The organism is Pseudomonas sp. Soil_N_39 (assembly GCF_057655955.1).
On the sequence record NZ_JBDGLI010000024.1, the window covers coordinates 1 to 15,712 of the forward strand.

A 15,712-nucleotide genomic window follows, 5' to 3' on the forward strand; every position below is an offset into this window, starting at 1 on the left:
TTTTGACTGGGCCGGCTTCCGGGCTCTTCAAAAGTGACCCGCTGTAAGAGCGGAACCGCCAGCAGCCGTTACCGCAGCAATGGATATACACACCACCTGCCCGGAAAAAGGCGAGTAGATTTTTCCAAAAAACGACGCTTTCCATTTCTGAAAAAACGCCACTTTTCCTAAGTGAACAGCACCCACAGGGCTTCATCAGTTTCAGGTACTGTGCCGCACCGCAAATCCATTGTGGGAGCGAGCCTGCTCTCGATGAGGCCGGCACATCCAATACCCATATACCCGGCCTGAATTCCAGGCAAAAAAAAGCCCCGCCAAACGGACGGGGTTGAGGTACGAGCGTGGCGCTCGGAAAACGATGCGCCGAATGGCCCTCCCCCAAGGGAGGGCCGCCCGGTGTTACAGCAGGATGGTGCGGATGTCGCCCAGCAAGTCGCTCAAGCGCTTGGTGAAGCGTGCCGCGGCGGCGCCGTTGATCACACGGTGATCGTAGGACAGCGACAGAGGCAGCATCAGCTTCGGCTGGAAGGCTTTACCGTCCCAGACCGGCTGGATGGTGGCCTTGGAAACACCCAGGATCGCCACTTCCGGCGCGTTGACGATCGGCGTGAAGCCGGTGCCGCCAATGTGGCCGAGACTGGAGATGGTGAAGCAGGCGCCTTGCATGTCGTCGGCGGTGAGCTTCTTGTTCCGGGCTTTTTCGGCCAGGGCAGCGGCTTCGGCAGCCAGTTGCAGCAGGCTCTTCTGATCGACGTTGCGGATGACCGGTACCAGCAGGCCTTCCGGGGTGTCGACGGCAAAGCCGATGTGCACGTATTTCTTGCGGATCACAGCCTTGCCGCTTGGGGCCAGGGAGGCGTTGAAGTCCGGCAGTTCCTTGAGCAGGTGCGCACAGGCCTTGAGCAGCAGTGGCAGCACGGTCAGCTTCACGCCGGCCTTTTCCGCCACGGCTTTCTGCGCGACGCGGAAAGCTTCCAGCTCGGTGATATCGGCCTGGTCGAACTGAGTCACGTGGGGAATGTTCAGCCAGCTGCGGTGCAGGCTCGACGCGCCGATCTGCATCAGGCGAGTCATGGCCACTTCTTCGGTTTCGCCGAAGCGGCTGAAGTCCACCGCCGGGATCGGCGGGATGCCCGCGCCGCCGGTGGCGCCTTCGGCCGGTGCGTTCTTGGCCTTCTGCATCATGGCCTTGACGTAGGCTTGCACGTCTTCCTTGAGCACACGACCATGTGGGCCGCTTGGGCCGACGGCCGACAGCTCGACACCGAATTCACGGGCCAACTGACGCACCGCAGGGCCTGCGTGCACCTTGGCACCGCTGGGTGCCGGCGCAGCGGCGGCAGGGGCTGGGGCAGCCTCGGCCTTGGCGGCAGGCGCGGCGGCTGGAGCCGGTGCAGCTTCGGTCTTGGCCGCAGGCGCAGCAGCCTGGGCTGGCGCGGCAGGTGCCGCAGCACCGGCCACTTTCAGCTTCAGGATCAGGTCACCGGTGCCAACTTCGTCTTCCAGCTTGATCTCGACGCTTTCCACCACACCGGCGGCCGGCGATGGGATTTCCATGCTGGCCTTGTCGGATTCCAGGGTGATCAGCGACTGGTCGGCTTCGACGGTGTCGCCGACCTTGACCAGCACTTCGATGATCTTGGCCTTGCCCGACGAACCGATGTCCGGAACATGAATGTCCTGGACCGTGGCCGCGGCAGGCGCAGCGGCGGGCGCGGGAGCCGCTTCGGCAGCCGGTGCGGCGGCAGGCTTTTCAGCGGCGGCCGGGGCAGCGGCAGGGGCGGGCGCTTCAGGCGCCGCAGCGGCGCCCTCGACTTCCAGCTCCAGCAGTTCGTCGCCTTCTTTCAGGCGGTCGCCCAGCTTCACTTTCAGGCTCTTGATGACACCGGCCTTCGGCGCAGGCACTTCCATGCTGGCCTTGTCCGACTCAAGCGTCAGGATGCTCTGGTCGGCTTCGATACGGTCGCCGACCTTCACAAACAGTTCAATTACTTCACCTTCACCGCTGCCGATGTCAGGTACGCGAATGAGTTCGCTCACGAAAATTCTCCTCAGCAGTCCAGTGGGTTGCGTTTTTCTGGATCGATGCCGAACTTGACGATGGCCTCGGCCACCACTTTAGGTTCGATATCGCCACGGTCAGCCAGGGCTTCCAGGGCTGCCAACACAACGAACTTACGGTCGACTTCGAAGAAGTGACGCAGCTTCTTGCGGCTGTCGCTACGGCCGAAACCGTCGGTGCCCAGCACTTTGAATTCCTTGGATGGAACCCACTGGCGGATCTGCTCGGCGAACAGCTTCATGTAGTCGGTAGAGGCGATGACCGGACCTTTGCGGCCGTTCAGGCATTCTTCGACGTAGCTCAGCTTTGGCTTCTGGCCAGGGTGCAGGCGGTTGCTGCGCTCTACGGCCAGGCCGTCGCGACGCAGTTCGTTGAAGCTGGTGACGCTCCAGACGTCGGCGCCGACGTTGAATTCTTCACGCAGGATCTTCGCAGCCTCGCGCACTTCGCGCAGGATGGTGCCCGAGCCCATCAACTGGACGTGGTGCGCCGCTTCGCGGGTGTCTTCCTCGAGCAGGTACATGCCCTTGACGATGCCAGCCTCGACACCGGCCGGCATGGCTGGCTGCTGGTAGGACTCGTTCATCACGGTGATGTAGTAGAAAACGTCCTGTTGCTCTTCGGTCATCTTCTTCATGCCGTCCTGGATGATCACCGCCAGCTCGTAGCCGTAGGTCGGATCATAGGTGCGGCAGTTCGGGATGGTCCCGGCCAGCATGTGGCTGTGGCCGTCTTCGTGCTGCAGGCCTTCACCGTTCAGCGTGGTGCGGCCGGCGGTGCCGCCGATCAGGAAGCCACGGGTACGGCTGTCGCCAGCGGCCCAGGCCAGGTCGCCAATACGCTGGAAGCCGAACATCGAGTAGAAGATGTAGAACGGCAGCATCGGCTGGTTGTGGCTGGAGTACGAAGTACCGGCGGCAATGAAGGAGCTCATGGCGCCCGCTTCGTTGATGCCTTCTTCGAGGATCTGGCCCTTCTTGTCTTCGCGGTAGAACATCACCTGGTCTTTATCGACTGGCTCGTAGAGCTGGCCGACGGACGAGTAGATGCCCAACTGACGGAACATGCCTTCCATACCGAAGGTACGGGCTTCGTCCGGGATGATCGGGACGATGCGCTGGCCGATTTCCTTGTCCTTGACCAGTTGCGCAAGGATCCGCACGAAGGCCATGGTGGTGGAGATTTCACGGTCGCCCGAACCGTCCAGGATCGCCTTGAGGGTCTCCAGTGGCGGGGTCGGGATGCTGAAGCTCTTGGCGCGACGCTGGGGCACGAAACCACCCAGTGCGGCACGGCGCTCGGCCAGGTAACGGGCTTCGGCGCTGCCTTCTTCGGGCTTGAAGAACGGCAGGTTTTCCAGCTCGCTGTCCTTGACCGGAATGTCGAAGCGGTCGCGGAACAACTTCAGGCTGTCGACATCGACTTTCTTGGTGTTGTGCGCGGTGTTCTTCGCTTCGCCGGCACCGGTGCCATAACCCTTGATGGTCTTGGCCAGGATGACGGTCGGCTGCTCTTTGTGGTTGACCGCCTGGTGGTACGCCGCGTAGACCTTGTACGGGTCGTGGCCGCCACGGTTGAGCTTCCAGATCTCGTCGTCGGACAGGTCGGCGACCATGGCCTTGAGTTCAGGCGAGTTGAAGAAGTGCTCGCGGACGAACGCGCCGTCCTTGGCCTTGTAGTTCTGGTACTCGCCGTCGATGACTTCGTCCATGCGGCGTTGCAGGATGCCGTCGACGTCCTTGGCCAGCAGTGGGTCCCAGAAACGGCCCCAGATGACTTTGTTGACGTTCCACTGGGCGCCACGGAACACGCCTTCGAGTTCCTGGATGATCTTGGCGTTGCCGCGAACCGGGCCGTCGAGGCGCTGCAGGTTGCAGTTGATGACGAAGATCAGGTTGTCCAGCTTCTCGCGGCCGGCCAGGGAGATCGCGCCCAGGGATTCCGGCTCGTCGCACTCGCCGTCGCCCATGAAGCACCAGACTTTCTGCTTGCCTGGCTGGATGAAGCCACGGGCTTCCAGGTACTTCATGAAGCGCGCCTGGTAGATCGCCTGGATCGGGCCCAGGCCCATGGAAACGGTCGGGAACTGCCAGAAATCAGGCATCAGCCAAGGGTGCGGGTACGAGGACAGGCCGTTGCCGTCCACTTCCTGGCGGAAGTTGTTCATCTGGTCTTCGGTGATGCGGCCTTCCATGAACGCACGGGCGTAGACGCCTGGCGATGCGTGACCCTGGAAGTAGATCAGGTCGCCGCCGTGTTCGTCGGTCGGGGCCTGGAAGAAATAGTTGAAACCGATGTCATACAGCGTCGCGCTGGAGGCGAAGCTGGAGATGTGACCGCCCAGGTCAGAATCTTTCAGGTTGGTACGCATGACCATGGCCAACGCGTTCCAGCGTACCAGCGAGCGAATGCGGCGTTCCATGAACAGGTCGCCAGGCATGCGTGCTTCGTGGGTAACGGGGATCGTGTTGCGGTACGGCGTGGTGATGGCGTAGGGCAGTTGCGAGCCGCTGCGGGTCGCGAGTTCGCCCATACGGGTCATCAGATAATGAGCACGGTCTTCGCCTTCTTTGTCGAGAACCGATTCCAGGGCGTCCAGCCATTCCTGGGTTTCGACGGGATCGAGGTCTTGCATGGCTTGCTCCAGGGCGGAAAGGCTACCAGAATCGGTTGCCTGAGTTTGCGACTGGCCTTGTGGGCAGACGATATAAATTCTTGGATTGCCGAAGGTTGTTTCGGCGGCGTGTAGTTTTACTACAAATCGTCGGCCGTTTCAGCCTTTCGAATGTATAGACGAGTAGTAAAACTACACCTGAGCGGCTCGTGGCCCCTCATTTCGTTGTGAGAATAATCGTTACTGTTGGTCTTTAGCCAACTCGAACAGGTAAAAACTTGATGCCGGCTGCCAATAAAATCAGATTTTCAGCTATTTATCATCTTTGTTCGACAGTCGATCAGGTAGTGTCTTCTGAAAAAACACTACATCCAGCCTTTCCCGCGCCGATCAAGGATAGACCATGAGCCTGCCCTCGCTTGCCCCAATACCGGAAACGGTACCGGTCATTCTCCAGTCATTGGTCAATCGTGCCGAGCAGTCGTTCCGTGCGGCGGTCGCCTTGCTCGATGAAGATCACGGCCTGTCGGCATGGACCCCGCAACGCTGGGAGGCGTTCAACCGTATTGCCGCCGCCAGCGACTTCGTTATCGAGCAGAGTGTCCGTGATCCGGTGATGCTGCTGGAACTGGTGCGCAGCGGTGAACTGGACCGCAGCCTGGCGCCTGATGAAATGCGCGCGCAGATCGCTGCCGCCGTGCAGGCCGCCGAAACCGAAGACGAACTGGGCCGCGTCCTGCGCCGCCAGCGCACCCGCCAGCAGGTGCGGATCATCTGGCGCGACCTGACCCGCCAGGCCGACCTGGTCCAGACCTGCCGCGATCTTTCGGACATGGCCGACACCTGCATCGACCAGGCTTACCACTGGTTGTACCAGCGCCTCAGTCAGCAATTCGGCACGCCCACCGGACGGCGCAGCGGCGAACCGCAGCAGATGGTCATTCTGGGCATGGGCAAGCTGGGGGCCGTGGAACTGAACCTGTCGTCGGACATCGACCTGATCTTCGCCTACCCCGAGGGTGGCGAAACCGTGGGCGTCAAACGGCCGCTGGATAACCAGGAGTTTTTCATCCGCGTCGGCCAGCGCCTGATCAAGGCCCTGGACCCGATGACCGTCGATGGTTTCGTGTTCCGTGTCGACATGCGCCTGCGCCCCTACGGCTCGGCCGGTGCGTTGGTGCTGAGCTTCAATGCCTTGGAACAGTATTACCAGGATCAGGGGCGCGACTGGGAACGCTACGCCATGATCAAGGCCCGGGTAGTGGCCGGCGACCAGGTGGCCGGCGCGCAATTGCTCGACATGCTGCGCCCGTTCGTCTATCGCCGTTACCTGGATTTTTCCGCCATCGAAGCGCTGCGCACGATGAAGCAACTGATCCAGCAGGAGGTGCGGCGCAAGGGCATGGCCGACAACATCAAGCTGGGCTCGGGCGGCATTCGCGAGGTGGAGTTCATTGCCCAGGCGTTCCAGCTGATTCATGGCGGTCGCGACTTGAGCTTGCAGCAGCGCCCGTTGCTCAAAGTGTTGGGCACCCTGGAGGGCCAGGGGTACCTGCCGGGCAAGGTGGTTGATGAGTTGCGTCAGGGCTATGAGTTCCTGCGTTATACCGAGCATGCGATCCAGGCCATCGCCGACCGCCAGACCCAGATGTTGCCGGACAGCCCGCAGGACCAGGCACGCATTGCGTTCATGCTGGGTTTCGCCGACTGGTCGGCCTTTCACGAGCAACTGATGTACTGGCGCGGTCGTGTGGCCTGGCACTTCGGCCAGGTCATCGCCGACCCGGATGAAGAAGAGGGCGGCGAAAGCGAAATGGCGGTAGGCGGCGAATGGTTGCCGTTGTGGGAAGACAGCCAAAATGAAGAAGCGGCGTGCCGTCAGTTGGAAGAAGGCGGCTTCACCGATGCGCCCAAAGCCCTCAAGGCCCTGGCCGTCCTGCGTGGCAGCCCGCAACTGCGCGCCATGCAGCGCCTGGGACGCGAGCGCCTGGATGCGTTCATTCCGCGCCTGCTGGCCCAGGCCGTGGAACATGCCGATCCGGACCTGGTGCTGGAGCGGGTACTGCCCTTGGTGGAGGCTGTGGCCCGCCGTTCGGCCTACCTGGTGCTGTTGACGGAAAACCCCGGCGCGCTGCGGCGCTTGCTGACGCTGTGCGCAGCGAGTCCGTGGATTGCCGAGCAGATCACCCGTTTCCCGCTGCTGCTCGATGAGTTGCTCAACGAGGGCCGGTTGTTCAAGCCGCCCCTGGCGCCAGAGTTGGCCGCGGAGTTGCGTGAGCGCCTGACGCGTATTCCCGAGGATGATCTGGAGCAGCAAATGGAGGCGTTGCGGCATTTCAAGCTGGCGCACCGCCTGCGGGTAGCGGCCTCGGAAATCGCCGGCAGCCTGCCGCTGATGAAGGTCAGCGATTACCTGACCTGGCTGGCCGAGGCGATTCTCGAACAAGTGCTGGCCCTGGCCTGGCGCCAGACGACCGCCAAGCACGGCGTGCCATTGCGTACTGACGGCAGCCTGTGCGATCCGGGCTTTATTATTGTCGGTTATGGGAAGGTCGGCGGCCTGGAGTTGGGGCATGGTTCCGACTTGGACCTGGTCTTCATTCACGACGGCGATCCTCTGGCGGAAACCGATGGGCCGAAACCTATCGATGGCGCGCAGTTCTTCACCCGCCTCGGCCAGCGGATCATCCACTTGCTGACGGCCCAGACCAACTCCGGGCAGTTGTATGAAGTGGACATGCGCCTGCGGCCGTCCGGGGCGTCGGGGTTGCTGGTCAGTTCCCTCGGGGCGTTTGCCCGTTACCAGGAGAACGAAGCCTGGACCTGGGAGCATCAGGCGTTAGTGCGAGCCCGTGTGCTGGTGGGCAGCCAGGACGTGGGCCAGGCGTTCGAGAAGGTCCGCGCCCAGGTACTGGGGCGCAAGCGTGATTTGCCGACGCTGCGTCAGGAGGTCAGCGAGATGCGCGCCAAGATGCGCGACAACCTGGGCAGCAAGGCCACCGCCGCCGGGACCGCGGCGAATGCCTTCGAGGCCACGGCGCCCTTTGACCTCAAGCAGGATGCCGGAGGTATCGTCGATATTGAATTTATGGTGCAATACGCGGCCCTGGCGTGGTCCCAAGAGCATCCATCGCTGGTGCGCTACACCGATAACATCCGCATTCTGGACGGGTTGCAGGAGGTCGGGTTGATGCCGGCCGAAGATGCCACGCTGTTGCGCGAAGCCTACAAAGCCTACCGCTCCGCCGCCCACCGCCAGGCCTTGCAGAAAGATGCCGGGGTGATCGCAGGTGACCAGTTCGTGGATGAACGCCGGCAGGTAGTTCGGATCTGGCGAGAGCTGGGACTGAGCTGAGTATTGAATAAATGTGGGAGCGAGCTTGCTCGCGATGGCGGAATGTCAGGCGACATTGATGTTGGATGTGATGGCCTCATCGCGAGCAAGCTCGCTCCCACAGTGGATTTTTGGTGCGGCACGGTACTTGAAACCTATGCAGAACCCTTGTGGGAGCGAGCTTGCTCGCGAAGGCGAAGTGTCAGGCAACTGGGATGCCGGATGTGATGGCCTCATCGCGAGCAAGCCCGCTCCCACAGTGGATTTGTGGTGCGGCACGGTACTTGAAACCTATGCAGAACCCTTGTGGGAGCGAGCTTGCTCGCGATGGCGGTGGGTCAGGCGACAGTGCTGTTGAATGGGCTGGCTCTTCGCGAGCAAGCTCGCTCCCACAGTAGATGGGTGGTGTGTTGTAGATTAGGGCAACAGGCAACGACCTAAGCCACAGTGATTCTCGAGGCGGGGAGGCGTAGGCCTCCCCGTATCGTTTTTGGAAAGCACATGAATATTCTGATCGTTGGGCCCAGTTGGGTCGGTGACATGGTGATGGCGCAGACACTGTTCCAGTGCCTGAAGCAGCGTCATCCGCAGTGCGAAATCGACGTCCTGGCCCCCGAGTGGAGCCGGCCGATCCTGGAACGCATGCCCGAAGTGCGCAAGGCCTTGAGCTTCCCGCTCGGCCATGGCGCGCTGGAGCTGGCGACCCGTCGACGGATCGGCAAATCCCTGGCCGGTCAGTACGACCAGGCGATCCTGTTGCCCAATTCGTTGAAATCGGCGCTGGTGCCGTTCTTCGCTGGCATTCCCAAGCGCACCGGCTGGCGTGGCGAATTTCGCTACGGCCTGCTCAATGACGTGCGCAAGCTGGAAAAAGACCGTTACCCGCTGATGATCGAGCGCTTCATGGCCTTGGCCTACGCACCGGGTGCCGAATTGCCAAAACCCTATCCACGGCCGAGCCTGCAAATCGACCCGGTGACCCGTGACGCGGCGCTGGCCAAGTTCGGCCTGAGCCTGGATCGTCCGGTGCTGGCCCTGTGTCCAGGGGCCGAGTTCGGCGAATCCAAACGCTGGCCGGCGGAGCATTACGCCCAGGTGGCCGAGGCGAAGATTCGCGAAGGCTGGCAAGTCTGGCTGTTCGGCTCGAAAAAAGATCACCCGGTGGGCGAGGACATCCGCTCGCGGCTGATCCCGGGCCTGCGGGAAGAGTCGGTGAACCTCAGTGGCGACACCTCCCTGGCCGAGGCCATCGACCTGCTGTCCTGCGCCGATTCGGTGGTGTCCAACGACTCGGGCCTGATGCACGTGGCCGCAGCCCTGAACCGCCCGCTGGTGGCGGTCTACGGTTCCACCTCGCCAGGCTTCACGCCGCCGCTGGCCGACCAGGTCGAAGTTGTGCGCCTGGGCATCGAGTGCAGCCCGTGCTTCGACCGCACCTGCCGTTTCGGTCATTACAACTGCCTGCGCCAACTCATGCCGCCGTCGGTGAACGAGGCCCTGGAGCGTTTGCAGGGCACTCCCGTGGAGGTTCGGTAACTTGCGGGTATTGCTGATCAAGACCTCGTCGCTGGGGGATGTGGTCCACACCCTGCCGGCACTGACCGATGCGGCGCGGGCGATTCCGGGTATCAAGTTCGATTGGGTGGTGGAAGAAGGCTTTGCCGAAATCCCCACCTGGCACCCGGCCGTGGACAAGGTCATCCCGGTGGCGATCCGTCGCTGGCGCAAGAACCTCTGGCAAACCATCAAGAGTGGCGAGTGGCGACGCTTCAAGCAGAGCGTGCGCGCCGAAAAATACGACCTGGTGATTGACGCCCAGGGTCTGTTGAAAAGCGCCTGGCTGACCCGTTACGTCAAGGCGCCAGTGGCCGGCCTGGATAAGAATTCGGCCCGTGAGCCCCTGGCGGCGCGCTTTTATTCCCGACGCCTGGCGGTGGCTCGCGGTCAACACGCGGTCGAGCGCGTGCGCCAATTGTTCGCCTTGGCGCTGGGCTATGACCTGCCGCAAACCCAGGGCAGTTATGGCCTCGACATCGACCGATTGGTGGAATTGCCACGCCCCTACCCCTACGTGGTGTTCCTGCACGGCACGACTTGGGAATCCAAGCATTGGCCCGAACTGTACTGGCGCCAGCTCACCGAACGCATGGGCCAGTTCGGCGTGGTGGTGAAACTGCCGTGGGGAAACCCTGCCGAAAAGGCCCGGGCCGAACGCATCGCCAGCGGGCTGCGCAATGCCTTGGTACTGCCGAAGCTGAACCTCGGCGGCATGGGCAAGGTGCTTGCCGGAGCCCAGGCCTGCGTGGCCGTGGACACCGGCCTCGGGCATTTGGCTGCGGCCCTGGACGTGCCGACCATTTCTCTGCTCGGCCCGACCAATCCGGTGCTGACCGGCGCCTATGGCAAGGGCCAGATTCACCTGGCCAGTGATTTCCCATGCGCGCCGTGCATGCAGAAGCAATGCACTTACCCGCCGACCGCCGAAGATGCCCGGCGGTTTGACCTGAAACGCGAGCAGCCCCTGTGCTTCACGCGTCTGAACCCCGAGCGTGTTGCCAGCCACCTGAGCACGTTATTGGCTGAGGAGCCGCGCTGATGCAATTGGCTTTTGTCCTTTATAAATACTTCCCCTTCGGTGGCCTGCAGCGTGACTTCATGCGCATCGCCCTGGAATGCCAGCGACGCGGTCACCAGATCCGTGTCTACACGCTGATCTGGGAAGGTGACGTGCCGCCCGGCTTCGAGGTGCTGGTGGCACCGGTCAAGGCGCTGTCCAATCATCGCCGCAACGAGAAGCTCAGCGCGTGGATGGAGGCCGACCTGGCCAAGCGTCCGGTGGATCGCTTGATCGGCTTCAACAAAATGCCTGGCCTGGACGTGTACTACGCCGCTGATGGCTGTTTTGAAGACAAGGCGCAGAACTTGCGCAATTCGCTGTACCGGCGCTGGGGTCGCTACCGGCATTTCGCCGAGTACGAGCGGGCCGTATTCGCCAAGGATGCAAAAACCGACGTACTGATGATTTCCGAAGTCCAGCAGCCGCTGTTCATCAAGCACTACGGCACGCCGTTGGAACGCTTTCACCTGCTGCCGCCGGGCATCGCCCAGGACCGCCGGCGGCCCGCCGATGCCGATGAAATTCGCGCCGCGTTCCGGGTCGAATTCGAGTTGGCCGACGATGACCTGCTGCTGGTGCAGATCGGCTCCGGGTTCAAGACCAAGGGCGTGGATCGCAGCCTCAAGGCCCTGGCCGCGCTGCCAGCGGAACTGCGAAAACGCACCCGGCTGTTTGTAATTGGCCAGGATGACCCCAAAGTATTCCAACTGCAGAGCGCCGCGCTGGGTCTGGGCGACAACGTGCGGTTCCTCAAGGGCCGTAGCGACATCCCGCGTTTCCTGCTGGGCGCCGACCTGTTGATCCATCCGGCGTACAACGAGAACACCGGCACCGTGCTGCTCGAAGCACTGGTGGCGGGGTTGCCGGTGCTGGTCAGCGCGGTGTGTGGGTACGCCCATTACATCGCCGAGGCCGACAGTGGCCTGGTGCTGGATGAGCCGTTCGAACAAGCCCAGCTCACCGAATACCTGGGGCGCATGTTGAACGACGCCGAAGCACGGGCGGCCTGGAGTCGCAACGGTCTGGCCTTCGCCGAGACGGCCGACCTCTACAGCATGCCGCAGCACGCGGCCGATGTGATATTGGCGGAGCACGCACAATGAAATTGATGCTGGCCGAACCGTTCAAGAGCCTTTGGGCCGGGCGCGATGCGTTCGCCGAAGTCGAAGGGCTCAAGGGCGAGGTCTATCGCGAACTGGAAGCCCGGCGCACCTTGCGCACGGAGGTGGACGGTCGCGGCTTTTTCGTGAAGATCCACCGTGGCATCGGTTGGGGCGAGATTTTCAAGAACCTGTTCACCGCCAAGCTGCCGGTACTCGGCGCAGGGCAGGAGTGGAAGGCGATCCAGCGCTTGCAGGAAGCCGGCGTGCCGACCATGACCGCGGTCGCCTACGGCGAGAAGGGTAGCAACCCGGCGGACCAGCACTCGTTCATCGTCACCGAAGAACTGGCGCCGACCGTCAGTCTCGAAGACTTCAGCATCGATTGGGTCAAGCAGCCACCCCAGCCGACGCTCAAGCGTGCGCTGATCGCCGAAGTGGCGCGCATGACCGGCATGATGCACCGTGCCGGCGTCAACCATCGCGACTGCTACATCTGCCACTTTCTGCTGCACACCGACAAGCCGGTGACGCCTGGAGATTTCAAACTTTCGGTGATCGACCTGCACCGCGCCCAGACCCGTCCCGCCATCACCACTCGCTGGCGCAACAAGGACCTGGCGGCGCTGTATTTCTCGGCGCTGGACATTGGCCTGACCCGCCGCGACAAGTTGCGTTTTCTCAAGGGCTATTTCCAGCAGCCGCTGCGGCGGATCCTCGCCGAAGAGGCTTCGTTGCTGGCCTGGCTCGAAGGCAAGGCCAACAAGCTGTATGCCCGAAAGCAGCGGTATGGGGACGCGCTCTGATGTCGGGTTGGAATCTGGAGCCTGCATACGCCGAGCTGGCGCAGGATTTTGGCAGTCTTGAAGCGGTGTTCGCGCTGCAAGGGGAGCGCTTGACCCGTGACCCGTTGTCAGAGGTGATCCGGGTGCAGCGAAACGGCGTGAACTACTACGTCAAGCGCTACGTCGGCGCCGGCAAAGGCTTGCGGCGCTACCTGGGCAAGCCACGGGTCAAATCCGAATGGCAGAACCTCAAGCGCTTCGCCAAATGGGGTATTCCCACCGCCGAAGTCGTGGGCTGGGGCTTGGAGCGAAACGGTGTGAGCTATGCCCGTGGTGCGCTGATTACCCGCGAACTTCCGCATACCGAAGACCTCTCGGCCTTGGCCGATCGTCAAGATCCGAGGCTGACTGACCGCGCCTGGGTCGATGGTGTGAGTCGGCAACTTGCCAGTTACACGCGGACCATGCACGAGCATCGCTTCACCCATAACGACCTGAAGTGGCGCAACCTGTTGATCGATGACCGCTCGCAGCTGTTTTTGATCGACTGCCCGAACGGGGATTTCTGGCGCGGTTTCTGGCTCAAGTACCGTATTACCAAGGATCTGGCGTGCCTGGATAAAGTGGCCAAATACCATTTGTCGGCCACACAGCGCCTGCGTTTTTACCTGCAATACCGCCAGCGCGACCGGCTCGATGCGTGTGACAAGAAGCGCATCCGTCACGTGGTGAGATTTTTCGAGGGGCGTGAATGACTGATTTTCTGGCCGCTGAAGACCGGGCGTTGTTGCAACGTCATGGCCTGGACAGCTTCGAGGCCTTGTGGGCGCGGCAACTGGACGCGGTGGACGAACCCAACACCTCGGGCGACGGCTGGAGCAGCGTGTTCCGGCTGGAGCTGGAAGGGCAGGGTTATTACCTCAAGCGCCAGAGCAACTACCTGACCCGGACCTGGTCCCACCCCTTGGGCGAGCCGAGTTTTTCCCGGGAGTTTCGCAACATCAGCCGTTATCGGCAGTTGGGGATTCCGGCCCTGCAAGCGGTGTTCTACGGTCAGCGCAAAGTGGACGGCGAGGTGCGGGCGATCCTGCTGACCCGGGCCCTGGATGGCTGGGACGACCTGGACTCGCTGTTGCAACGCTGGCCGAGCCTGACGGCGACCCAGCGCGCCACCATTCTCAACGCCTGCGGGCAGTTGGCGCGGCGCCTGCACGGCATGCATCAGGTGCACGGCTGCTTCTATCCAAAACACATCTTCCTGCAAGCCACCGCCGACGGTTATCAGGCGCAATTGATCGATCTGGAAAAGACCCGGCCGCTGCTGTTTGGCCAGCGTGATCGAGTCAAGGACCTGGAGCCGTTGCTGCGTCGTGCGTCCATCTGGAGTGATGCCGATGTGCGCCAGCTGTTGTCCACCTATCTGGACCAACCGCTCGACGCCGGGCTGGTCGACAGCTGGATGACCCGCCTGAGCGCCCGGCGCAGCCACAAGGGAGCTCGTTGATGCATTTGTCCGAATTGAAGAACGCCGGCCGCAGCCCGATCCTGCCGCTGAGCCTGGAACTGGCAGATGCCGCGGGCCCGGCGCAACTGCAACTGCTTTCGCTGCTGCGGGTGTTGCCGGGGCAGCGTTATGTCGGGGCGGGCGTCTGGCGTGGTCGGCCGGTGCTGGCCAAATTATTGGTGGGCAGCAAGGCCGCCCGGCATTTCCAGCGGGAACTGCAAGGCGTGCGCCTGCTGGCGGAGCAAGGGCTGACGACTCCGTTGTTGCTCGCCGATGGCTTGAACGAGGCTGAAGGTGGCTGGTTGTTGTTCGAGTTGCTCGAAGACGCCGAGAGCCTGGGCGATGCCTGGAAACAGGTCGAAAACCTGCCCTTGCTGGCCGACGAACAGTCGGCGGTGCTGGCCGAAGCCCTCGGCGCCATCGCGCAACTGCACGGCAAAGGCCTGTGGCAGGAAGACCTGCACCTGGACAACCTGCTGCGCCACGACGGCAAGCTCTACTTGATCGACGGTGCCGGTATCCGCGCTGAGACCCCGGGGCAACCGTTGTCGCGGCAGAAAGTCCTGGAGAACCTGGGGGTGTTTTTCGCCCAGCTTCCCAAGGCCCTCCAGCCTTTCAATGAAGAGCTGTTGGTGTACTACCTGTTGGGCAACGCCGAACACGCGCTGCCCATGGAAGCGTTGCAAAAACAGATCGACAAGGTGCAGGCCTGGCGCCTGAAGGATTTCCTCGAAAAAGTCGGGCGCGAGTGCAGCCTGTTCAGCGTACAGCGCGGGGCGTTCAGCTTGCGGGCAATCCGGCGGGATGAAGAAGCAGCCATGACGCCGGTGCTGGAGCAGGCCGATGCGTTGCTCGACCAGGGCCACCTGTACAAGACCGGCGGCGCGGCCAGCGTCGGCAAAGTCGAGGCGAACGGTCGCACCTTGGTGATCAAGCGCTACAACATCAAGAACTTCGCCCACTGGCTCAAGCGCTTCTGGCGCCCGAGTCGCGCCTGGCATTCCTGGCGCGAAGGCCATCGCCTGGCCTTTCTCGGCATCGCTACACCCAAGCCCTTGGCTTTGCTGGAAAAGCGTGTCCTGTGGCTGCGCCGCGGCGCTTATCTGGTGACCGAGTATTTGTCGGGCCCCGACATCATCGAACGCTTTGCCCCCTATGTGGAAAGCGGCAACGCCCCCGAGCCTGAATTGCTGGCACTGGACCGGCTGTTCGCCGACCTGATCCGTGAGCGCATCAGCCACGGCGACTTCAAGGGTCACAACTTGTTCTGGCAGGAGGATCGATGGGCGCTGATCGACCTGGACTCCATGTGCCAACACCGTACCCAGGCCAGCTTCGCCCAGGCCTACGCCCGGGATCGCGCGCGGTTCATGCGTAATTGGCCCGAGGGGAGTGCGTTGTATCGGGTGATTGACCAGCGGGTGCCCAAAGCAGTCGATAGCGCCTCGTCCACTCTATGAGCCACAAGTGAAGACCTTGCTGCTCGCTTGAGGTCGCCACGGGTCGCATAGACCTACAAGCCGAGCAAGGGGGCGGATTCAGGTGTGAAATGCACCATCGCCATCGCGAGCAAGCTCGCTCCCACAGGTTTTTGTAGTGTTTGCAATATTGTGAACACCCGCAAACCCATGTGGGAGCGAGCTTGCTCGCGATGGCGGTGGTTCAGCTACATGGATACCGTCAATAAACGCCCGAA

At 62.3% G+C, this 15,712-nt stretch carries 10 protein-coding genes; 8 read left to right on the forward strand and 2 right to left on the reverse strand.

Annotated features, from left to right (window positions below; genetic code table 11):
• Positions 1–399: 399 nt before the first annotated feature.
• Entirely contained in the window at positions 400–2,040 is a 1,641-nt protein-coding gene (gene aceF / locus AC3A5O_RS25785; RefSeq protein WP_487753902.1) for a dihydrolipoyllysine-residue acetyltransferase, read from the reverse strand.
• A gap of 11 nt (positions 2,041–2,051) precedes the next feature.
• Positions 2,052–4,697, reverse strand: a complete 2,646-nt coding sequence (gene aceE, locus AC3A5O_RS25790; protein ID WP_122565000.1) for a pyruvate dehydrogenase (acetyl-transferring), homodimeric type — start codon at positions 4,695–4,697, stop codon at positions 2,052–2,054.
• Positions 4,698–5,079: 382 nt separating this feature from the next.
• Between aceE and glnE the strand changes: the two genes are divergently transcribed.
• From glnE to AC3A5O_RS25830, 8 genes are all read left to right on the forward strand, one after another.
• Positions 5,080–8,031: a bifunctional [glutamate--ammonia ligase]-adenylyl-L-tyrosine phosphorylase/[glutamate--ammonia-ligase] adenylyltransferase gene (gene glnE / locus AC3A5O_RS25795; protein WP_487753903.1), complete on the forward strand. Its 2,952-nt coding sequence runs from the start codon at positions 5,080–5,082 to the stop codon at positions 8,029–8,031.
• A gap of 480 nt (positions 8,032–8,511) precedes the next feature.
• The gene (waaF, locus tag AC3A5O_RS25800; protein WP_122564998.1) at positions 8,512–9,546 is read left to right on the forward strand and encodes a lipopolysaccharide heptosyltransferase II; all 1,035 of its coding nucleotides are present in this window, start codon (positions 8,512–8,514) and stop codon (positions 9,544–9,546) included.
• A gap of 1 nt (position 9,547) precedes the next feature.
• On the forward strand, positions 9,548–10,606 hold the full coding sequence (waaC, locus tag AC3A5O_RS25805; RefSeq protein WP_305469422.1) for a lipopolysaccharide heptosyltransferase I: 1,059 nt from the start codon (positions 9,548–9,550) through the stop codon (positions 10,604–10,606).
• Positions 10,606–11,730 (forward strand): glycosyltransferase family 4 protein, encoded by a 1,125-nt coding sequence (locus AC3A5O_RS25810; protein WP_487753904.1) that lies wholly within the window; start codon positions 10,606–10,608, stop codon positions 11,728–11,730. Before waaC ends, AC3A5O_RS25810 begins: the two co-directional genes overlap by 1 nt.
• Positions 11,727–12,533 carry a lipopolysaccharide core heptose(I) kinase RfaP gene (gene rfaP, locus AC3A5O_RS25815; RefSeq protein ID WP_122564995.1) on the forward strand — a complete coding sequence of 269 codons (807 nt, stop codon included), beginning with the start codon at positions 11,727–11,729 and terminating at the stop codon, positions 12,531–12,533. Before AC3A5O_RS25810 ends, rfaP begins: the two co-directional genes overlap by 4 nt.
• Positions 12,533–13,267, forward strand: coding sequence for a lipopolysaccharide kinase InaA family protein (locus AC3A5O_RS25820; RefSeq protein WP_305469424.1), 735 nt, complete (start codon positions 12,533–12,535; stop codon positions 13,265–13,267). Before rfaP ends, AC3A5O_RS25820 begins: the two co-directional genes overlap by 1 nt.
• Positions 13,264–14,016, forward strand: a complete 753-nt coding sequence (locus tag AC3A5O_RS25825; protein WP_305469426.1) for a lipopolysaccharide kinase InaA family protein — start codon at positions 13,264–13,266, stop codon at positions 14,014–14,016. Before AC3A5O_RS25820 ends, AC3A5O_RS25825 begins: the two co-directional genes overlap by 4 nt.
• Positions 14,016–15,476: a lipopolysaccharide kinase InaA family protein gene (locus tag AC3A5O_RS25830; RefSeq protein WP_305469428.1), complete on the forward strand. Its 1,461-nt coding sequence runs from the start codon at positions 14,016–14,018 to the stop codon at positions 15,474–15,476. The genes AC3A5O_RS25825 and AC3A5O_RS25830 overlap by 1 nt, the downstream gene beginning before the upstream one ends.
• Positions 15,477–15,712 lie beyond the last annotated feature (236 nt).